16 protein-coding genes are annotated in these 19797 nt (G+C 69.5%); 4 read left to right on the top strand and 12 right to left on the bottom strand.

All coding sequences use genetic code 11. The features are described from left to right. Positions 1-380: 380 nt before the first annotated feature. The 10 genes from hslU to regB all read right to left on the bottom strand — a co-directional run bounded on the left by hslU (position 381) and on the right by regB (position 14467). The gene (hslU, locus tag LV780_RS13125; RefSeq protein ID WP_108221314.1) at positions 381-1682 is read right to left on the bottom strand and encodes an ATP-dependent protease ATPase subunit HslU; all 1302 of its coding nucleotides are present in this window, start codon (positions 1680-1682) and stop codon (positions 381-383) included. Further along, positions 1679-2236: an ATP-dependent protease subunit HslV gene (hslV, locus tag LV780_RS13120; RefSeq protein WP_108221315.1), complete on the bottom strand. Its 558-nt coding sequence runs from the start codon at positions 2234-2236 to the stop codon at positions 1679-1681. Before hslV ends, hslU begins: the two co-directional genes overlap by 4 nt. Before the next feature lie 245 nt (positions 2237-2481). Further along, a complete protein-coding gene (gene trxA / locus LV780_RS13115) occupies positions 2482-2802 on the bottom strand; it encodes a thioredoxin (protein ID WP_011909895.1) in 321 nt (106 codons plus the stop codon). A gap of 58 nt (positions 2803-2860) precedes the next feature. Beyond that, a complete protein-coding gene (gene addA, locus LV780_RS13110) occupies positions 2861-6178 on the bottom strand; it encodes a double-strand break repair helicase AddA (RefSeq protein ID WP_108221316.1) in 3318 nt (1105 codons plus the stop codon). A gap of 31 nt (positions 6179-6209) precedes the next feature. After that, on the bottom strand, positions 6210-9194 hold the full coding sequence (gene addB / locus LV780_RS13105; RefSeq protein ID WP_117345054.1) for a double-strand break repair protein AddB: 2985 nt from the start codon (positions 9192-9194) through the stop codon (positions 6210-6212). A 10-nt stretch (positions 9195-9204) separates the two neighbouring features. Further along, entirely contained in the window at positions 9205-9870 is a 666-nt protein-coding gene (locus LV780_RS13100; protein WP_108221317.1) for a nucleotidyltransferase family protein, read from the bottom strand. Then, positions 9852-10880 (bottom strand): aminoglycoside phosphotransferase family protein, encoded by a 1029-nt coding sequence (locus tag LV780_RS13095; RefSeq protein WP_108221318.1) that lies wholly within the window; start codon positions 10878-10880, stop codon positions 9852-9854. The genes LV780_RS13100 and LV780_RS13095 overlap by 19 nt, the downstream gene beginning before the upstream one ends. Beyond that, on the bottom strand, positions 10873-11358 hold the full coding sequence (tsaE, locus tag LV780_RS13090) for a tRNA (adenosine(37)-N6)-threonylcarbamoyltransferase complex ATPase subunit type 1 TsaE (RefSeq protein ID WP_181318510.1): 486 nt from the start codon (positions 11356-11358) through the stop codon (positions 10873-10875). Before tsaE ends, LV780_RS13095 begins: the two co-directional genes overlap by 8 nt. A gap of 51 nt (positions 11359-11409) precedes the next feature. Continuing rightward, complete coding sequence (locus LV780_RS13085) at positions 11410-12972, bottom strand: PAS-domain containing protein (protein WP_108221320.1); 1563 nt, start codon at positions 12970-12972, stop codon at positions 11410-11412. Positions 12973-13078: 106 nt separating this feature from the next. Further along, the gene (gene regB / locus LV780_RS13080) at positions 13079-14467 is read right to left on the bottom strand and encodes a sensor histidine kinase RegB (RefSeq protein ID WP_101341397.1); all 1389 of its coding nucleotides are present in this window, start codon (positions 14465-14467) and stop codon (positions 13079-13081) included. A gap of 92 nt (positions 14468-14559) precedes the next feature. On the opposite strand from regB, the gene LV780_RS13075 reads away from it, so the two are divergent. The 3 genes from LV780_RS13075 (at position 14560) to LV780_RS13065 (ending at position 16716) form a co-directional block, all read left to right on the top strand. Then, positions 14560-15255 (top strand): SCO family protein, encoded by a 696-nt coding sequence (locus tag LV780_RS13075; RefSeq protein WP_108221321.1) that lies wholly within the window; start codon positions 14560-14562, stop codon positions 15253-15255. Next, on the top strand, positions 15248-15802 hold the full coding sequence (locus LV780_RS13070) for an ActR/PrrA/RegA family redox response regulator transcription factor (RefSeq protein WP_011909904.1): 555 nt from the start codon (positions 15248-15250) through the stop codon (positions 15800-15802). Before LV780_RS13075 ends, LV780_RS13070 begins: the two co-directional genes overlap by 8 nt. Before the next feature lie 599 nt (positions 15803-16401). Then, a complete protein-coding gene (locus tag LV780_RS13065; protein ID WP_011909906.1) occupies positions 16402-16716 on the top strand; it encodes an H-NS histone family protein in 315 nt (104 codons plus the stop codon). A 2-nt stretch (positions 16717-16718) separates the two neighbouring features. On the opposite strand, the gene LV780_RS13060 is transcribed toward LV780_RS13065, so the two are convergent. Continuing rightward, positions 16719-17312, bottom strand: coding sequence for an HD domain-containing protein (locus LV780_RS13060; protein WP_011909907.1), 594 nt, complete (start codon positions 17310-17312; stop codon positions 16719-16721). After that, the gene (locus LV780_RS13055) at positions 17309-18268 is read right to left on the bottom strand and encodes a glycosyltransferase family 8 protein (protein WP_108221322.1); all 960 of its coding nucleotides are present in this window, start codon (positions 18266-18268) and stop codon (positions 17309-17311) included. Before LV780_RS13055 ends, LV780_RS13060 begins: the two co-directional genes overlap by 4 nt. Before the next feature lie 118 nt (positions 18269-18386). Between LV780_RS13055 and ahcY the strand changes: the two genes are divergently transcribed. Next, positions 18387-19778, top strand: a complete 1392-nt coding sequence (gene ahcY, locus LV780_RS13050; protein ID WP_108221323.1) for an adenosylhomocysteinase — start codon at positions 18387-18389, stop codon at positions 19776-19778. The last annotated feature ends 19 nt before the right edge of the window (positions 19779-19797 follow it).

The following is a 19797-nucleotide window of genomic DNA, read 5'->3' as shown; positions in this document are numbered from 1 at the left end:
CAAATGCTCCTGTCAAAGGGTCGTGGTCTCAATGAAGCCCGGTCGGGGAAAGCGCGCGGTCCGGGCGGCCCGCATCGGAAACTGGTCGTTCAGGGTCTGTGGCACCTCGCGTCCTGCGGTGCGGCCGCGATGCACAGCTCAAATACAGGTCTCTCATCTCAAATCCCGCGGTCGCAACAGACTGCACCCGGCCCAAGGGAAAAGCCCGTCGGAGAGGCCGACGCCGGGTCACATGGAGAAAGATACGCGCCCCGGGCTTCAGGGCGAGTGCTTTCTGCAAAAGGGCGGAAACTTTTTGGCGGGACTGGCCCGTGGCGGCGAGGGCGCGAGGCGCTCCGGTCCCGCAGCGGCGGGGGGGCGCGCCCCCCGCCGGCATCGCGTCAAAGGACGTAGCGGCTCAGATCGGTCGAGCGGGCCAGTTCGCCAAGGTTCTTCTCGACATAGGCCGCATCCACCGTGACCTCCTCGCCCGAGCGGTCAGGCGCGTGGAAGGACAGCTCCTCGAACACCCGCTCCATGACCGTATAGAGGCGCCGGGCGCCGATGTTCTCGACCGAGCGGTTGACCTCGGCCGCGATCGAGGCGAGCGCCTTGATCCCGTCCTCGGTGAAGGTGATCCCCACCTTCTCGGTCTTCATCAACGCCTTGTATTGCCGTGTCAGCGCATTGTCCGTCTCCGAGAGGATGCGGACGAAATCCTCTTCGGTCAGCGCGCGCAGTTCCACCCGGATCGGCAGGCGGCCCTGAAGCTCGGGCAACAGGTCCGAGGGCTTGGCGATGTGGAAGGCGCCGCTCGCGATGAAGAGGATGTGGTCGGTCTTGACCGGGCCATACTTGGTCGAGACCGTCGTGCCCTCGATCAGCGGCAGCAGGTCGCGCTGCACGCCCTCGCGGCTGACGTCCGCCCCCCGCATGTCCGACCGCGCGCAGACCTTGTCGATCTCGTCGATGAAGACGATGCCGTTCTCCTGCACGGCCTCGAGCGCGGTGGCCTTCACCACCTCATCGTCGAGAAGCTTGTCGGCCTCCTCGTTCATCAGGATGTCGTGGCTTTCGGCCACCGTCATCCTGCGCCGGGTGGTGCGGCCGCCGAAGGCCTTCCCGAAGATCTCGCCCAGGTTCATCATCCCCATCTGGCCCTGGCCGGTCGGGTCGAGCATCTGCATCGGGTTCGAGGTGTCGGCCACCTCCACCTCGATCACGGTCGCGTCCAGTTCGCCCCGCTTCAGCTTGCCGCGGAACATCTCGCGAGTCTGCTCGCGCGCATCCCGGCCCGCGATCGCCTCGATCACGCGATCCTCGGCGGCCTTCACCGCGCGGCTCTTCACATCCTCACGCATCCGGGCGCGGGTCTCGACGATGGCGGCATCGACCAGATCGCGGATGATGCTGTCCACGTCGCGGCCGACATAGCCCACCTCGGTGAACTTGGTGGCCTCGACCTTCAGGAAGGGCGCCTTCGCCAGCCGGGCCAGACGGCGCGAGATCTCGGTCTTGCCGACGCCGGTCGGGCCGATCATCAGGATGTTCTTCGGGTAAACTTCGTCGCGGATGTCGTCGGACAGCTGCTTCCTGCGCCAGCGGTTGCGCAGCGCCACGGCCACGGCGCGCTTGGCGTCCTTCTGGCCGATGATGAAGCGGTCAAGCTCCGAGACGATCTCGCGCGGGGTCAGGTCGGTCATTTCGAGATACGCTCCACCGTCAGGTTGCCGTTGGTATAGACGCAGATGTCGGCCGCGATCGCCATGGCCTTGCGGGCGACCTCCTCGGCCGGCAGGTCGGTGGCCATCAGCCCCCGCGCCGCCGCCAGGGCGAAGTTGCCGCCCGAGCCGATCGCCGTCACGTCATGCTCGGGCTCGAGCACGTCGCCCGCGCCGGTGATGACGAGAAGCGTCTCACCGTCGGTCACGATCAGCATGGCCTCGAGGTTGCGCAGATACTTGTCCATGCGCCAGTCCTTGGCCAGTTCGACGCAGGCGCGGGCCAGCTGGCCCGGCGCCGCTTCGAGCTTCTTTTCCAGCCGTTCGAGCAGCGTGAAGGCGTCGGCCGTCGAGCCCGCGAAGCCCGCCACAACCTCGTGCCCGCCGGGCGACAGCCGGCGTACCTTGCGCGCCGTGCCCTTGATGACCGTCTGCCCGAGGCTCACCTGCCCGTCGCCCGCGACGACGACCTCGCCACCCCGGCGCACGGCGAGGATGGTGGTGCCGTGCCAGCCGGGAAACCTGTCTTCTGCCATGAAACCCTCCGTTTGCGCCTATATGGAGCCCCGCCGCGGGGGGCACAACCCGAGCGACGGCGGTTCACTCCGTCCGCGTCGTCAGGTGCATCTCGGCCTTCTTGGCGCATCGTCCGGGGCCGTCGGAAGGGGAAAGATGCCGCAGAGCCCCGATCCCGACCTGTCCGCCGACCGCGGCCAAGAGCCCGCGGAACAACGAAAAGGGCGCCCGAAGGCGCCCCGCGTCGGTTGATCCCGGGCCCTGCTCAGAGGGCGGAGGCGATCCAGCTCGCCAGCGCGGCCTTGGGCGCGGCGCCGACCTTGTTCGAGACCACCTGGCCGTCCTTGAACAGGAACAGCGCCGGAATGCCGCGCACGCCCAGCATGGCCGGGCTTTCCGGGTTCTCGTCCACGTTGACCTTCACGATCTTGACCTTGCCGGCGTATTCGTTCGACAGTTCCTCGAGCGCCGGGCCGATCTGCCGGCAGGGGCCGCACCATTCGGCCCAGAAATCGACGACGACGGGCACGTCGGACTTGCGCACTTCGGTGTCGAAGGTGGCGTCCGTCACGGGAACGGTGGACATATTCAATTCTCCTGATCCGTAGGGCTTGGTTGGAAGGTAAGGACCGCCCGTCGCCGCGTCAAGTTGTCGTGGCTCGGGCAAGGGCCGACCTCACGATATCGCGTGGCAGCCGCATCAGGCTCGCCGTCCGCGTCCAGAGGATCGCGGTCTCGACCTCGCGATCCGGGTAGATCCGGGCCAGGGCTTCGGCGTAGGCGCCCATCTGGCGCAGGATGCCCTCCGGCACCTCCTCGGGACGCGCCGGCACCACCATGTTGGTCTTGTAGTCCACGGCCAGCACCCGGTCCGGGTCCACCACCAGCCGGTCGATCGTGCCGAAGAGCCGCCGCCCGGCAACCTCGGCCGTCACCTGCACCTCGATAAGCGCATGGGGCACCAGCGCCGCGCCCAGATCCTCGGCCGAAAGAATCGCCCGAACCTCCTCGAGCACGTCCCCGAGATCCCCCAGGTCGGGCAGAAGCCCCCGTGCCACCTCGTCCCACGTCTCCGGCGGATGGAGCGGCAGATGCTCGAGCAGCCGGTGAACGGCCGAGCCGCGGGCCAGCGCCAGTTCGGTGGGTAGGGCCTCGCCCGGCAGCGCCTTTGCCCCGCCCAGATCCGACGGCAAGAGCAGCCCCGGCGCGGCCACGGGTGCGGCCGCATGGGTCCGGGCCCAGGCGGGCAAGGCGGGGCGCCCGGCCTCGGCCACGGCGGGGCGCGGCGCGGGGGCGGGCCAGTCGCCTTCGACGAGCAGCAGCGTGCCGTCCGCCCGCCGTTCAGCGCCCGCGGCCTCCATCCCCTGCCGGATCAGGTCGTGCCAGGCGCCGCCGCTCTCGAGCTTGCCGGCCGCCGCCGCGATCAGCCAGCATTGCGCCCGCGTCATGGCCACATAGAGCAGCCGCAGGTTCTCGGCCGCGTCCCGCGCCCGCCGGGCCTCACGCGCGGCGGCGATCTGCGGCGGGCTCTCGGGGGCCGGCGTCTTCCAGACCCGCGCGCCGCAATCGAGCGTGAAGATCTCGTCATGCTCGCGTGGCTTGCGGTCGGCCGTGTCGGGCAGGATCACGATCGGCGCCTCGAGCCCCTTCGAGCCATGCACCGTCATCACCCGGATGCGCCCGCCCGCGGCCTCCATCTGCCGCTTCACCTCGACCTCGTCGGTCTGCAGCCACGTCAGGAAGCCGGTCAGGCTCGGCACGTCGGTCCGCTCGTAGGCCAGCGCCTGGCTCAGAAGTTCGTCGATGCCATCCTCGGCCTCTTCGCCCAGCCGCGCCAGCAGCCGGCGGCGGCCGTCGTGGCGCGTCAGCGCGCGCTCGATCAGGTCGAACGGGCGCAGGAAGTCGGCCTGATCGCGCAGGTCGCGCAGGATGGCGACCGTCTCGGGATGGGTCGCCTCGCGCTCGCGCAGCCGGCGCCAGAGATAGCCCTCGCGCCCGTGCGCCAGATCGAACAGCTCCGCCTCGCTCCAGCCGAAGAGCGGCGAGCGCAGCACGGCCGCGAGCGAGAGATCGTCCTCGGGCGTCGCGAGAAAGGCCAGGAGCGCCGACAGGTCGCGCACCGCAAGCTCGGCCCCCAGCTTCAGCCGGTCGGCCCCGGCGATGGGCAGGCGCGCCTCCTTGCAGGCGCGGATGATCTCGCCAAAGATGTCCGACCGCCGCTGCACGAGGATCAGGAAATCGCCCGCCGCGACGGGGCGGAAACCGCCCGGCTGCGGGATCTGCACGCCCTCCTCGATCATGGCGCGGATGCGGGCGGCTACCTGCCGCGCCAGCCGCGCCGCGTGATGCTCGTCCGAGACGAGATCGACCGGATCGAACCAGTTCTCGGGTTCGGGCTCGGTCGCGGCCTCGACCAGCGGCCAGAGTTCGGCCCGCCCCGGCATGTCCGAGCGGAAGGCGATGTGACGGACCTCGCCGCCCAGATCCTGCCGGCGCCGCTCGTCGAAGGTCAGATCCACCAGCCGCAGGATCGCAGGCGAGGAGCGGAAGGAATGGAGCAGGTCCAGCTCTTCCAGCCGCCGCTCGGCCCCGGCGAGGCGCTCGCCGAACTCGGCCCGCATCCGGTCGAAGGCCGCCACGTCCGCGCCCTGAAAGGAATAGATCGACTGCTTCTTGTCGCCCACGACGAAGATCGTCCGCTCGACCTCGCGCGCGCCGCGGCCGGCGGTGAACTCCTGCGCCAGAAGCTCGATCACCTTCCACTGGTCGGGGCTGGTGTCCTGCGCTTCGTCCACGAGGATGTGGTCGATGCCGCCGTCAAGCCGGAACAGCACCCACTGCGCCACGGACGGATCGGTCAGCAGCCCCTTGGCGCGCTGGATCAGGTCGTCGAAATCGAGCCAGCCGCGCGCGGCCTTGCGTGCCTCGTAGAGCGGCAGGAAGACGCCCGCGAAGGCGTGGATCAGCCGCGCGCGCTCAGCCGCCAACAGGCAGCAGCGGACCGGGCGCGCCGCCTCGACCCGGCGCATGAGCGCCTCGAGCCGGTCGGCGAGCGGCCCGAGCGCGCCGCGCGTGGCCTTGGTCGGAAAGCTGCCGATCTTGGCCGTGTAGGGCTCCTTTGCCGAGGCGCCCGTCAGCAGCACCCCCTCGAGCCCCGCCAGCGTCGCGGTCGTCGGCGCCGAGAAGGACAGAAGCCGCAGCTTCGCCGCCGCCTTCTGGTCGTTGGCCGATCCCGCCTCGAGCGCGGCGATCAGGCCGGGCATCCACTCCTCTTCGCCGCCGAGGAAGACCTGCGCCAGCAGCTCGTCCGCCCCGCCCGTCACGCCATAGAGCGCGCGGCAGGCGGCGGCGTCCAGCGGCGGCACGAGGCCCGCCCGGTTGCGCGCCACCTCTTCGGCCAGCGCGCCGAACTCCTCGCCCGTGTAGGCGCGGGCCAGCTCGGCCACCAGCGCGGGCGCGGTGCGGTCGGCCATCTCTTCAAGGATCTCGTCGCGCAAGAGGCGCGCCGCGCGGTCGTCGAGTTCGGTGAATTGCGGCGAGACGCCCGCCTCGAGCGGGAAGCGGCGCAAGAGCGTCGCGCAGAAGGAGTGGATCGTCTGGATCCGCAACCCGCCCGGCGTCTCGATGGCGCGGGCGAAGAGCCGGCGGGCCTGCGCCAGAACCTCGTGCCCGACCGCCTCCACCCCCAGCGCATCGAGCGCGGCGCGCAACGCGGCGTCCTCGAGCATCGCCCATTCGCCCAGCCGCCGGAACAGCCGGTTCTGCATCTCGGAGGCGGCGGCCTTGGTGTAGGTCAGGCAGAGGATGCGCTGCGGCTCGACCCCGTCCAGCAGCAGCCGCGCCACCCGGTCGGTCAGCACCCGTGTCTTGCCCGAGCCCGCGTTGGCCGAAAGCCACGTCGAGGCCCGCGGGTCGGCGGCCTGCACCTGCCGCTCGGACGCCTCGTCCCTGCGGCGGCTCATGGCGCGGCTCCGGCGGACTCGGACGGGCGTCTCATGCGGCATCCTCCGGGCGTGTCCTGTCGCGTGGGCGGGCCTCGCCGGACGGCGCGCCCGCCTCTTCCCCCACCGGCACCGGCACGGGGCTGTCGCTCATCTCCCACTCGCCGAACCGCGCGAGATGGTCGTAGTCGCCGGGGAACCGCTCGCCGAACATGGCCCGGCGCGAGACATAGCCCTGCTCGCGTCGCAGGTAGCGGCCGACAAGGGCGTGAAGCCCCTCCCAGACCTGCCCCAGAAGGGCTGCGTCGGTCTCGACACTCTCCACCTTGGGGCTCGATCCGAGGCCGATGTAGCTGATCCGCGCCACGTCCGTGGGCCCCAGTTTGCGAAAGCCGCCGTGCTCGGCCATCGCCGCCTCGAGCAGAAGCTGCTTGTCGAACTGCTCCTGCTGCTTCCTGGTGGGCGGGGTTCCGGTCTTGTAGTCGAGGATATGCAGCCGGCCATCGGGCAGCCTGTCGATCCGGTCCGGCTTGGCCGTCAGCGTGAAGCGCAGGGGCGCGAGGTCCACGCGGCCCTCCTCTTCCAGCACGACCGGGGTTCCGCCATGCGCCGCCTCGGTCTCGAGGAAGAAATCCGCCGCCCGGTCGAGCCGGGCAAGCCACAGTGCGCGGGCGGCGGGCCATGGCACCTCGTCCGTCAGCACCGTTTCGGCGATCCGCATCAGGCGCGCGCGCTCGGCGGCGCGGTCGGTCCCCGGCGCGCGGTCCTTCACGAACTCCTCGAGGATGCGGTGCAGGATCGAGCCGCGCAGCCGGGCATCCGGCGCCCGGTGCAGCGGATCGAGCGGATAGAGCCGCAGGATGTGGCGGGCATAGATCGCGTAAGGGTCGCGGATCAGCGTGCGGATGCCGGTCACGGCCAGCCGGTCGGGCCGCGCCGAAACGGGCGGCTGCGGCGCGGGCCGCGCGGCCAGCGGCACCGGCGCCTCGGGCTGCTCCAGCGCCGAGGCGAGCGCCAGCCAGCCGCGTCCCCGCGCGCGCATCGCCTCCAGCGCCTCGGGCCCGCCCTGCGTCTTCAGCCCGCTCATCAGGTTCATCAGCCGGTTCAGCCAGCGCGACGGCACCGTTTCGGCCTCGGCGTTGCGGGTGGCGCGGGTCAGCACCACCTCGGGCGCGGCGACCGCCTGGCTGTAGTCGTGCGCCGAGAGGCCGATCCGCCGTTCGGGGAGAAGAAGCCCCGCCCGGAGCCGCATCTGCCGGTTGAGCCACGGATCGGGCGGCGGCAGTTGCGGCCATGTCCCGTCATTGAGGCCGCCGAGGATCACGAGATCGGCCCCCTGCACGCGCGCCTCGAGCGTGCCCCAGATCATCAGGCCGGGGTGGGCCTGCACCGCCTCGCGCACCTCGCCGCGGGCGAGGATCGCGTCGAAGAGGTCGGTGTAGTCCGCGGTGGTCAGTTCGCCCCCGTGCGGTGCCTCGCGGCGCAACTCCTCGACGGCGGCGCGCGCGGCCTCACCCGCCTCCTTCAGCCACAGCTCGCCCGTGTCCGTGCCGGCTGGTCCCGCGGCCAGCGCCTCGGCCAGCGCCAGATGGGCGGCGACATGATCGGACAGGGGACGGGTGCCCGCCGCATCGAGCCCCTCGATCCGTCCGCCCAGCCAGCGCGCCCAGTCCGCCACCCCGTCGTCGGGCCGCGCCCCGGCCCAGAGATCCAGATCGGTGCCCGTCGGGAAGGGCGGCCCCTTGCGCCGCAGGTGCAACTCCAGATCCCGCGTCCAGCGCAGGTGGTTGCCGCGGTCCGAGCCGGTGGCCGTCAGCGGATGCTTGAGCAGCGTGAGCAGCGCCTCGCCGGTCAGCCGCTGTCCGAAGAGGCGCGCCACATGCCGCAGGAACCGCCCCGGCGCCGAGAGCGCAAGCGGGCGGCCCGCGGAATCGTCCGGCACGATCCCCCAGCGGTCGAGCGCCGCCGCCACCTGCCGCGTGAGCCCCCGGTCCGAGGTGATGAGAGCCGCGCGCCGGCCCTCTTCGGCGGCCTTGCGCAGGATGATCGCCACGGCCAGCGCCTCGGCCCGCGGCCCTGCGGCCTCGATCAGCGTCATGCCCTCGGCCGCAAGCGCGAGATCGGTCAGGCGCTGCCCCTCGGTCAGCCACTGGTCCGTCACCGGCGCGGGCCGCAGCGAGAGCGAGATCAGCCGGTTCCGCGCCGGGCTCGGCGGGTCCTCGTCGGTCCAGCGGTGCACCTGAGAAGGCGCAGCCCCCACGAGACCCATCAGCCGGTGAAAGCGGAACTGGGGATGGTCCTCGGCGGTCAGCGCATCGCCCAGCCCGTCCCAGACCTCGGCGGGCAGGTCGAAGTCGAAGCCGGGCAGCACCAGCGCGCCCTGCGGCAGCCGCGCCACCGCCTGCATGAAGAGCGCCGTCGTCCCGCGCGAGCCGGTGGAGCCCGCGACGATCACCGGATGATCGGGGGGCGCCTCGGCCCAGCGGGCGGCGATCCGCTCGACCGTCATCCGCGCCAGCGCCTGCGCGTCGGGTGCGTCCGCCCCGAACATCGGCGCCACGATCGCCATGAAGGTCTGCGTCCGCTGCCAGTGCGCCGAATGGTCGGCGACGTCGAGCCGCGCGATGGCCTCGGGCGGCACGCCCTCGCCCTGCATCTCGTCGATCAGGTCGGCAAGGCTGTCCGAGAGGTCAAAGAGCGCCGAGCGGGGCGCGATGTCGGGCTGCGCCTCGATCAGCCGCGCCACGAGCTGCGCAAGCTCCAGCCGCCGGCGCAGCGGCGGAACCGGGGCGGGCAGGCCGGGCACCGGCGGCAGTTCGGTCACGAGGCGGATGCGCGGCAGGAAGCCCGCGCCCTCGGCCGTCATCAGCTCGACGACCCGCCGCCGCATCCGCTGCGTGTTGACGTAAAGCTCGACCCGCGCCATCGCCTCGGGTGGGGCGCCGGCCATCCGGGCGCGCAGACCCCGCACCAGCGCCGCCGGGAAATCCACGCCGGGCGGCAGCCCGAAGAGGCGGGGGCCCGGCCCTTCGAACAGGGAAGACGCGTCAAGCATGGGTGAGCATCGCCTCGGCCTCGGCGATCCCCTCGGGGCGTCCGACATCGCACCAGCCGCCGCGGTGCACGAGACCGAAGGCCGTGCCGGCCTCGATCATCTGGTCCCAGATCAGGTTGAGCGAGAATGCGCGCGCGTTGACGGCCGCCAACCGCTCTGTCCGCAGGATCTGCGCCCCGAGATAGGTGTAACCCGGCGCGCCCTGCGGGCGGGCGATCCGGCCCCCGGCATCCATGGTGAAGTCGCCCCGCGCCGCCCCGGAGGGCGCAAGCAGGAGAAGCGCCTCCATCCCCTCGCTCCAGCCCTGTGCGAGCCGGTCCAGAGGGTTCTCGCCCGTCCAGACCGCGTCGCTGTTCAGCGTGAAGACCGGCCCCCGCCCCAGCAGCGGCAGGGCGTGACGGAGGCCGCCGCCGGTCTCGAGGATCTCCTCCTCGTGCGAGATGTGGGCGCGGCCGGCCAGATGGGCCTGAAGCGTCGCGGGCAGATAGTGGGTGTTGGCCACGATGCGCGCCACGCCCGCCGCCTCGGCCAGCGCCAGTGCATGGTCGATGAGCGGGCGGCCCGCCACCTCGATCATCGGCTTGGGCCGGGTGGCGGTCAAGGCGCCCATGCGCGTCCCGAAGCCCGCCGCGAAGATCATCACCGCATCTGGCCGCATTGCGCGCGGATCCTTTCCAGAACGGCCGGAGCGGGCTCCGGCAGAAGGGCGCGGCACTCGGCCGCCAGCGGCGCCAGCGCCGGATGCGCGAGGTTGCGCCAGAGCTGGCCCCAGACCCGCGGGATCAGCGCGACATAGCCCGGCTTGCCCGCGACGAGGCAGAGCCGCGCGAAGATGCCCAGGATGCGCAGCGCCCGCTGCGCGCCGAGAACCGCATGGGCCGCCTCGAAGGCCTCCGGCTCGGCGCCGGTGGCTGCGGCGAAGCGGCGGATCATGGCGCGTTCCATGGCCTCGGGCACATCGCGCCGCGCGTCCTGCACCAGCGAGACGAGATCGTAGCCCGGCTGCCCCATCTGGGCGAGCTGGAAATCCAGCAGGCCGACCCGCGCAAGGCCCGCCCTCCCGGGCAGCCAGAGCAGGTTCTCGGCGTGATAATCCCGCAGGATCAGCACGCGCGGCCCGTCGGCATGGCGGCGGAGCGCCTCCTCGAGCAGGGTCGTGAAGCGCGCGGCATCGGGGGCCGTTCCGGTCGCGGCGCGCGCATACCAGTCGGGCGCCATCGCCGCGGCCTGCGCCCATTCCGCCGCCGACAGGTCGGGCAGGCCCGCGGGCGGGGCCGCGCGCTGAAGGTGGATCAGCACATCGGTCGCCGCTTCGTAGAGCGCGGGCTCGGCCGGGCCACCGGCGCCGGAGAGAAGGCGGGCGAAGAGCGCGTCCCCCAGATCCTCGAGGAGCAGGAAGCCGTTCGCCAGATCGCAGGCCAGCACCTCGGGCGCCGAGAGGCCAAGGCGGCGCAGATGGGCGGCGATGGCCACGAAGGCGGCCGGATCGTCGCCCCTGCCGGGCGGCGCATCCATCAGGACCGCCGTCTCGGGCCCCCGCTGCAGCCGCTGGTAACTCCGGTCCGAGGCGTCGCCCGCCAGATGGTGCCGCAGCGCCGTGCCCCAGCCCGAGCGCGCGAGAAAGGCCTGTGCCAGCGCCTCGCGCGTGGCGGGTGCCGCATCATCCATGCCAGTCATGCTCCAGCTGTGCGAGCAGGCCCGGCCGACCGCCCGAGAAGACCGCGCGCCGCCCCTCGCCCTCGGCCTCGAGCCGCAGGCGAAGCGCGTCGGGTGGGGCAAGACCGCCCAGCCGGTCCGGCCATTCCACGAGACAGACCGCCGTCGCGAAGGCCGCTTCAAGGCCCAGTTCCAGCACTTCGTCGGGGTGGGTCAGGCGGTAGAGGTCGGCGTGCCAGATCTCGTGATCCGCGGCCTCGTAGGTCTGGACGAGCGTGAAGGTCGGCGAGGGCACCTCTTCCTCGCGGCCGAGCGCGCTGCGGATCAGCGCGCGCGAGAGATGGGTCTTGCCGGCGCCGATCGGCCCTTCGAGCAACAGCACGTCGCCGGGCTGCAGCCGCCGGGCCAGCCGCGCGCCCAGCTCGGCGGTCGCGTCTTCCGAGGGAAGGGAGAGGGTGAGGGAGGCGGGCGCGGACATGGGCGCGACCATGCCCAGAGCCGCGTCCGGGCGCAAGGGCCGCAGGCGGGTCGGCCGTGGCGCTCACGCGCGGCGGAGGGTGGCCGCCTCGGCGGAAGCGCCCTCATCGGGCCGGTTGATGCGGAAGAGAACCAGCGTCGCCCCGCCCGTCAGCGGCGAGAAGCGGCAGGAGATCAGGCGGCCGTCGTCCAGCCGGACCTCGCCGCTCCAGGGGCGCCGGCTGCCGAGGTCGGCCACGAACCGCTCGGCCTCGGACCAGAGCGGCGAAGGGGCGGTGCGGGCGCGCCATTGCTCACAGAGTTGCACGATCGAGCCGCTGCCCACCGTCTCGACCGGATCGTGCCCCCAGAGGGCGCCGTAGGCCGCGTTGGTCATCACCAGTTCCCCCGCCTGCGAAAAGACGGCGATCGCCTCGTCCATCGCATCGACCACGGCCTGCCCGAGTTCGAGATCCGCCCGATAGCGCCGGGTCCGGCTCATCTCGGTCGAGATGTCCTCGAACATCAGCGCGAGGGCCCCGTTCGGGTGGGGCCGCCCGATCACGCGGTAGGTCTGGCCCGAAGGCAGGCTCCAGGTCTCGGTGTAAAGGCCGCTGGAGGCCGCCTTCTCCAGTTCGAGGATCTGGCGGCGCCAGCTGGGATAGTCCTTCGGCTCGGGGATCATCTGCCGGTCGCGCAGCGCCTCGAGGAAGGAGAACAGCGAGGGTTGCAGCGCCAGCATGTCGGGCGGCAGGCTGGTGAGGTCGAGCAGGGCCGGGTTGAAGAGCGCCAGCTTGCGGTGCTGGTCGAAGATCGCAAGCCCGATCGGCAGGTGCGCGAAGGTCTTGGCCAGCGTCTGCATGAAGTCGCGCAGCGAGGCCTCGGCCTGCACGGCGGCATCGGCGGGCAGCGCGAAGAGAAGCCGGCCCTCGCCCTCGGCAAAGCCCACCAGCTCGAACCAGCGGGCGGTGCCCTGCGTCTCGAGCTTCTGGCGCTGCCCCGGCGCGCCCTGCGCGGTGGCGGCGCGCTCGAAGAGGCGGGGGAGTGGCCAGCTCAGGTCTTCGCCGGCGTCGAGCCGTTTCGCCGCCTCAAGGAGATAGGCCGCGTTGGCCCAGATCACCTCGCCCCGCCCGCTCTCGCGCCACATCATCAGCGGCGCCTGCGAGACGGTCGCGCGGAGCTGGTCCAGCTCTTCCACCAGCGCGCGCTGCGCCAGATGGTCCAGCCGGGGCCGCTCGGCGCTGGTGGGATCGTCGAGCGTCAGGCGCGTCACGCCGCCCCGCATCTCGGCCATCAGGAGGAGCGGATCGGCCTCGCCCGTCGAGGCGAGCGTGAGCCGCCCGTCCCCCGCCAGCGTGGCAAGGCGGGATTCGAGATCGGGAAAGCGTGGCACGAGATAGGCGAGCAGCCGCAGCCACGGCCCGCCGCGGGCGGGCGAGAGGGCGAGAATGGCCCGCGCCCCGGGCGTCGCGTCCAGAAGCGTCTCGCCGTCGAACAGGAAGACCGTGCCGGACTGCGGGTCGGAGAAGATCCCGCCCGTCCGCCGACCGGACCGAGCCTGCAGCACGCCCGCCAGCACGATCGCGGCAGAGGCGGCCATTGCTGCGGTCAGGATAAGCCCGAGCGCGAGTGCCCAGTCAAACTCCATCTGCCGTAACCCCGGACTGAATGGTCAAGCGCCCGCACCTTGCGGCGCAGAGGGTTAACAGCCCGTTAAGGCAGCAACAACCGCAGGCTGCGGCGTGTGCCGCCGTTCACCCCTGGATCAGGACGTTTTCGCCCAGCGGCGCATTGTGCACCACCACGAGCCGGCCCACCGGCCAGATCACCTCGACGATGGCGCCGCAACGCTCGGGGCGCTCGTGGCTGCGCAGGAACGGATCGGCGGCATTGGCAAAGCTGAGTTCGGCGCCCGACCGCTCGAGCAGCGTCTTGGCGATGAAGAGACCGAGGCCCATGCCCTCGTAGCCCGGACGGCGCGACTGGCTCTCTTCGCTGCGGCGCTGGCGGACGAACGGGTCGCCGATACGGCCGATGATCGCGGGCGGATAGCCCTCGCCATCGTCCACGATGCGGATGGCGATCCGGTCGCCCGTCCATTCGCCGTCGATCCAGACCGTCGAGCGGGCGAAATCCACCGCGTTCTGGATCAGGTTGCGCAGCCCGTGGATCACCTCGGGTCGGCGCAGGATCACCGGCTGGCGTTCGTCACCGTCGCGGCTGGGATAGAGGTCGAACTCGACTCGCTTGCCGCGACCGACATGCGGCTCGGCCGCCTCGCGCAGCACCTCGCCCAGGGGCGCCTGCCGCATCTGGAGATCGTCCTTCCCGGCGCGCCCCATCGAACGCAGGATATCGCGGCACCGATCCGCCTGCGCGCGGATCAGCTCGGCATCGTCGCGCAGCGACGGCTGGTCCGACAGCTCTTCGGCCAGTTCCGAGCTGACGAGCTTGATCGTCGCGAGCGGCGTGCCCAGCTCATGCGCGGCCGCGGCCACCACGCCGCCGAGGTCGGTCAGCTTCTGCTCGCGGTCGAGCGCCATCTGGGTCGCCAGAAGCGCGTCGGACATCGAGCGGATCTCGATCGCCACCCGCCGCGAATAGAGGCCGAGAAACAGGATGCCGATGACGATGGCGAGCCAGAAGCCGAACTCGAACATGCGCGGCACCGTCAGGCTCGACCCGTCCGACAGGATCAGCGGCAGGTGGAAATAGGCGGTGAAGGTCAGAAGGCCGATGGCGATCGCGCCGAGGATCACCGTGGTGCGCAGCTCGAGCGCAAGCGCCGAGATGGTGACGGGCGCGAGGATCAGCAGCGCGAACGGATTGGTCAGCCCGCCCGTCAGGAACAACAGGAACGACAGCTGCGTGAGGTCGAAGAGCAGGATCATCAGCGCCTGGAACTCGGTCAGGCGGCGGTTCTGCGGGAAGACGAAGGTGGCGATGACGTTGGCGATGACCGAGGCGCCGACGGCCATGAAGCAGAGCCCCATGGGCAGGCGCACGCCCAGATACCAGTCGGTCACGATGATGGCGGCCAGCTGGCCCGCCACCGCCATCCAGCGCAGCAGGATCAGCGTGCGCAGCCGGACCCAGTCGCCGCGGGTGTCACGGTTCAGAATGCCGTCGGGACCGAGTATCATTGCAGCCCATGTCACTTTGCCTGTATCGGGACCTTGTTAGGTTGCCGGGCCCGCGGGATCAATCGGCAACCGCAAGCGTGGAGGAACATCTCATGACGAAGCTCTATGCCGGTGCTGCCGCGGTGGCTGTCGTCGCGCTTCTGGCAGGGTCGGCGGCATGGGTGCTGCTGCGCCAGCCCGAGGACCGTTTCGCGCAATGCGGAGCCAATCAGGTGGCCGGCGGCGCGATCGGCGGAGCCTTCACGCTGGTGAACCAGGACGGCGAGACCGTGACCGACCGCGAGGTGCTGGCCAAGCCCGCGCTGGTCTATTTCGGCTATACCTTCTGTCCCGATGTCTGCCCCTTCGACATGGCGCGCAACGCGCAGGCCGTGGACATCCTGACCGAGTGGGGCATCGACGTGACGCCGGTCTTCATCTCGGTCGATCCCGCCCGCGACACGCCCGAGCAGCTGAAGTTCTTTGCCGAGGCGATCCATCCAGCGACGGTGGCGCTGACCGGATCCGAGGAGCAGGTCAAGGCGGCGTCACAGGCCTACAAGACCTTCTTCCGCGTGCAGGAGGCCGAGGATGAGTATTATCTGATTGATCATTCCACCTTCACCTACTTCATGCTACCCGGCGTTGGTTTCGTGGACTTCTTCAAGCGTGACGACACGCCCGAACAGATCGCGGAGCGAGTTTCGTGCTTCGTGAATGACAGCCATGTGTCAACTTCCTTTGACGCTCGGCGGCAGAAGTCCTATCAAGCATCGAGGGGAACGCAGATGGGCGACAATCATGGCTGAGGATCTGGTATTCGAACTCGGGGCCGATCGGTCCCTTCTTCTCGTGGACGATGACGAGCCCTTCCTGAAGCGGCTTGCCAAGGCGATGGAGAAGCGGGGCTTCGTGCTGGAAACCGCGCAGAGTGTCGCCGAGGGCAAGTCCATCGCGCAGGCGCGTCCGCCGGCCTATGCGGTGGTGGACCTGCGTCTCGAGGATGGCAACGGGCTCGACGTGGTCGAGGTGCTGCGCGAGCGGCGGCCGGATTGCCGCATCGTCGTCCTGACGGGCTATGGCGCGATCGCGACCGCGGTCGCCGCGGTGAAGATCGGCGCGACGGATTATCTGTCCAAGCCGGCCGACGCCAACGAGGTGACCCACGCGCTGCTCGCCAAGGGCGAGAGCCTGCCGCCGCCTCCCGAGAATCCGATGTCGGCCGACCGCGTGCGGTGGGAGCATATCCAGCGCATCTACGAGATGTGCGATCGCAACGTCTCGGAGACCGCACGGCGGCTGAACATGCACCGCAGGACGCTCCAGCGGATCCTGGCCAAGCGCAGCCCGCGCTGAGGCGACCGCCGTCGAACCGGCGCCCGTGCCTCTCTGTGTCCGGTGCCGCGCCGAGGTCGCCCGGAACGAGGAGGGTGCGCGTCCCGAACGGCCGGCCCGTTCGTCCCTTGAAGGGACGTCATGACCATGGCAGCCGTCCCGGGGCGCTGCCCGCCTTGAGGCGGCGCGCCGCTGGGGCGGGTGCCGTTCACGCGACCTGAGGGCCGGTTGGGGCCTCGGGCGTCCGAGCGACGCATATCCCTACAGGCTCTTGCCCGGCCGGCCGCGGGGCATCCTGAACCGGGGTGCCGGTGCAAGACGGCGCGGAGCGTTCAATACTCTGAACAGGCGGCGGCAATACCTCAGTCGCATTTCAGCGGTCATGGGGCTGCATGCCGTGGAAAGCGGTTCTTCCGGGCGAGACTGTTTCTAGCGCAGGGTGAATAATCCAGCCTTCCAAAGGCGTGCCATTCCGGCATCTCCTACCTGAAAGTATAAGGCTTGATGGAATTCCTGTGACGCAATCGGTCGAAAATCAAAATTTTTCCTGTAATCCGATTGACCTTTGCCTCCCGTCGTAAAAGTAATTGACTGCATGGTTTGTATGACGGGAAGAATGAATGGATATCGATCTCGACTCCATGAGCCTCAAGGAACTCAAATCGCTGCAGGCGCAGGTTGCCAAGGCAATCTCGACTTATGAGGACCGGCGGAAGCGGGATGCACTGGCCGAACTGGAAGAAAAGGCCCGTGAGCTCGGTTTCTCGCTATCGGAACTGACGGGCGCCGCCGCCACCAGACGCCGCGCGGCGGCCCAACCCAAATATGCCAATCCGGAAAACCCCTCGGACACCTGGTCCGGCCGGGGTCGCAAACCGCGCTGGTTCGAGGCCGCGATCAAGGCCGGAAAGCCGGCCGAAAGCATGGCGATCTGACTTCAACGGCGATCCAGCGCCAATTGAAGCTCCTTGTGTCGGGCGGTGAAGGCCGCCCGCACTTCAACCGGCGGCCGCAGACGGATCTGCAGGCCACCGAGCAGCGCCTCGGCGGGGCGCCCGAAGAAGCGATCCGCTTCGGCCTCGGTAAATCCGGCGATCTGCACCGCTTCCAGCCAGGCCGAGATACGATCAGCCCTCTTGATGTCCCGCTTGACCTGCAGGGGCAATTGCGCGGGAAGGCCGAAGCGGATGTGAATGGCCGCCGCAAGGCGTGCATCCAGATCGCCATATTGTGCCCCGATGGCATCCTTTACCGGGCTGATCATGTCGCCGATGACATATTCCGGCGCATCGTGCAGCAGGGCCGCCAGACGCCAGCGCATCGCCGCTCGCGGGTGGCAGCGGCTGAAGATCTCCTCGACCAGAAGGGAATGTTCGGCGACCGAAAAGGCGTAGTCGCCGCGTGTCTGGCCGTTCCAGCGCGCCACGAAGGCGAGACCATGCGCAATGTCCTCGATCTCGATATCCACGGGCGTCGGGTCCAGCAGGTCCAGCCGCCGCCCCGACAGCATCCTCTGCCACGCGCGTTTCATGGGCCTACCGTCAGGTCCGAAGGGAAACGCTCGAGATAGCGTGCAAGTCTCCCGGAGGAGAGAAGGTGCTTCATCAGCATTCGACGCATGGCGAGAGAGTCGGGGCGCATTCCGGGGCCAAGGGGAAGGGGTGGATGATTGGGGAAATGGCGGGCGAGGAAGATTTGCAGATCCCGTGCGAACTGCGGAGAGAGGAGATTGTCCGGGTCGCACCACGGTTTGCACCGGCCGATGAAATGGATGATGTTCGGGCCGAGCATGGCGGCGAACAGCCGTGAGGACCATGTATATTGCCAGTTCCAGGATGGGCTGAGTTCGGCCCAGTTACCCAGCATGGTTGCATTCAGCAGGGACTGGTCGTGTCGAACAAGCTGCCGGCCTTGGGATCGTCCGATGCGGAGCGCCTCCTGCAACAGGTTGGCTGCGCGAAAGGCAGGAACGTCAAAGAGCAGGACGCCCGAGTTGAAATAGGGCCTTTGAGGCAATCCCAGCCGGTCGAAATCGACCATGCGTCGTGAGGGCGTCCGCCACTGCTTGTTGTCGCGCACCGCCGCCAGGGGGCGTGCTGCCAACGGCAGGGCGAGCAGGGCCGCAAGGTCTCCTCCCTGTATATAGATGTCCGAGTCCAGATAGAGGATCCGGTCATAGTCCTCTGAAAAGGCATCGGGCAGCACGAGCCGCAGATAGGTGACGGCCGTCCGGCGATCGTCGAGCCCGAAATCGGCAAAGAGGTGAGCGGCGTCTATCGTGCAATGCCGCACCGCCAGTTCCGAGAGGGAATGCGGTTCTTCGATCGCCTCCAGGGATGCGATGCAGATGTCGAAGCCGCGATCCGGATGCCGCCCTGCGATCTGCGCCGCCGCGAACATGGCATAGGGATAATAGTTCCGGTCGCAGCAGAAGATCACTGCCTGCCGCGCCCGCGCCGGCCGCGATGCTTCCACATTCAGGGCCATGATCGTCCTTTCGTCCTTGCGGCCCGCATTGCTTCGAAAGCCGCAGGGTGCGCGGATTGCTCCGATCCCGCGTCGATGCTAAGGCAGGGCCGACTTAGTGATCAGGAGCCGAAAGCCCATGGCCGATTTCATCGTCAAGGATCTATCGCTCGCCGACTTCGGGCGCAAGGAACTGGACATCGCCGAAACCGAGATGCCGGGACTGATGGCCCTGCGGGAAGAGTTCGGCACCTCGAAACCCCTCAAGGGCGCCCGGATCGCCGGATCGCTGCACATGACCGTGCAGACCGCCGTGCTGATCGAGACGCTGGTGGCGCTGGGCGCGGACGTGCGCTGGGCCTCGTGCAACATCTTCTCGACCCAGGATCATGCCGCGGCCGCCATCGCGGCCTCGGGCGTGCCGGTCTTCGCGATCAAGGGCGAGACGCTGGAGGACTACTGGGCCTATACGGATAAGATCTTCCAGTTCCCCGAGGGCACCTGCAACATGATCCTCGACGACGGCGGGGACGCGACGCTCTATGTCCTTCTCGGCGCGCGGGTCGAGGCGGGCGAGACCGACCTGATCGCCGTGCCGACGAGCGACGAGGAGGTCTGCCTCTTCAATCAGATCAAGAAGCGCATGGCCGAGACCCCCGGCTGGTTCACGAAGCAGCGCGACGCGATCAAGGGCGTTTCCGAAGAGACGACCACGGGTGTCCACCGCCTCTATGACCTGCACAAGAAGGGCCTGCTGCCCTTCCCGGCGATCAACGTGAACGACAGCGTCACCAAGTCGAAGTTCGACAACAAGTACGGCTGCAAGGAATCGCTGGTGGACGGCATCCGCCGCGCGACCGACGTGATGATGGCGGGCAAGGTCGCCGTGGTCTGCGGCTATGGCGACGTGGGCAAGGGCTCCGCGGCGTCGCTCCGCGGCGCGGGCGCCCGCGTGAAGGTGACCGAGGTCGATCCGATCTGCGCGCTGCAAGCCGCGATGGACGGGTTCGAGGTCGTGGTGCTGGAAGACGTGGTGAAGGACGCCGACATCTTCATCACCACCACCGGCAACAAGGACGTGATTCGCATCGAGCACATGCGCGAGATGAAGGACATGGCCATCGTCGGCAACATCGGCCACTTCGACAACGAGATCCAGGTTGCCGCGCTGAAGAACCACAAGTGGACCAACATCAAGGACCAGGTGGACATGATCGAGATGCCCTCGGGCGCCCGGATCATCCTTCTGTCCGAGGGGCGTCTGCTGAACCTCGGCAACGCCACCGGCCACCCGTCCTTCGTGATGTCGGCCAGCTTCACGAACCAGGTGCTGGCGCAGATCGAGCTCTGGACCAAGGGTGGCGAGTATGCGCCCGGCGTCTACATCCTGCCCAAGGCGCTGGACGAGAAGGTGGCCCGCCTGCATCTGAAGAAGATCGGCGTGAAGCTGACCGAGCTGCGCCCCGAACAGGCCGACTACATCGGCGTCAAGGTCGAGGGCCCCTACAAGGCCGAGCATTACCGCTACTGAGCGCGCCCGCCGCGCGAGA

Source organism: Cereibacter azotoformans (assembly GCF_021391315.1).
GTDB classification, from domain to species: domain Bacteria; phylum Pseudomonadota; class Alphaproteobacteria; order Rhodobacterales; family Rhodobacteraceae; genus Cereibacter_A; species Cereibacter_A azotoformans.
This window is presented reverse-complemented; position numbering and strand designations above follow the sequence as displayed.

Bases quoted from the DNA above. Each gene is read 5' to 3' on its own strand.
- addA (WP_108221316.1), bottom strand. From the start codon at position 6,178: ATGAGCCGCCGCAGGGACGAGGCGTCCGAGCGGCAGGTGCAGGCCGCC.
- hslV (WP_108221315.1), bottom strand. From the start codon at position 2,236: ATGGCAGAAGACAGGTTTCCCGGCTGGCACGGCACCACCATCCTCGCC.
- trxA (WP_011909895.1), bottom strand. From the start codon at position 2,802: ATGTCCACCGTTCCCGTGACGGACGCCACCTTCGACACCGAAGTGCGC.
- ahcY (WP_108221323.1), top strand. From the start codon at position 18,387: ATGGCCGATTTCATCGTCAAGGATCTATCGCTCGCCGACTTCGGGCGC.
- hslU (WP_108221314.1), bottom strand. From the start codon at position 1,682: ATGACCGACCTGACCCCGCGCGAGATCGTCTCGGAGCTTGACCGCTTC.
- LV780_RS13060 (WP_011909907.1), bottom strand. From the start codon at position 17,312: ATGAAACGCGCGTGGCAGAGGATGCTGTCGGGGCGGCGGCTGGACCTG.
- LV780_RS13095 (WP_108221318.1), bottom strand. From the start codon at position 10,880: ATGGATGATGCGGCACCCGCCACGCGCGAGGCGCTGGCACAGGCCTTT.
- regB (WP_101341397.1), bottom strand. From the start codon at position 14,467: ATGATACTCGGTCCCGACGGCATTCTGAACCGTGACACCCGCGGCGAC.
- LV780_RS13085 (WP_108221320.1), bottom strand. From the start codon at position 12,972: ATGGAGTTTGACTGGGCACTCGCGCTCGGGCTTATCCTGACCGCAGCA.
- LV780_RS13055 (WP_108221322.1), bottom strand. From the start codon at position 18,268: ATGGCCCTGAATGTGGAAGCATCGCGGCCGGCGCGGGCGCGGCAGGCA.
- LV780_RS13065 (WP_011909906.1), top strand. From the start codon at position 16,402: ATGGATATCGATCTCGACTCCATGAGCCTCAAGGAACTCAAATCGCTG.
- LV780_RS13070 (WP_011909904.1), top strand. From the start codon at position 15,248: ATGGCTGAGGATCTGGTATTCGAACTCGGGGCCGATCGGTCCCTTCTT.
- tsaE (WP_181318510.1), bottom strand. From the start codon at position 11,358: ATGGTCGCGCCCATGTCCGCGCCCGCCTCCCTCACCCTCTCCCTTCCC.
- LV780_RS13075 (WP_108221321.1), top strand. From the start codon at position 14,560: ATGACGAAGCTCTATGCCGGTGCTGCCGCGGTGGCTGTCGTCGCGCTT.
- LV780_RS13100 (WP_108221317.1), bottom strand. From the start codon at position 9,870: ATGCGGCCAGATGCGGTGATGATCTTCGCGGCGGGCTTCGGGACGCGC.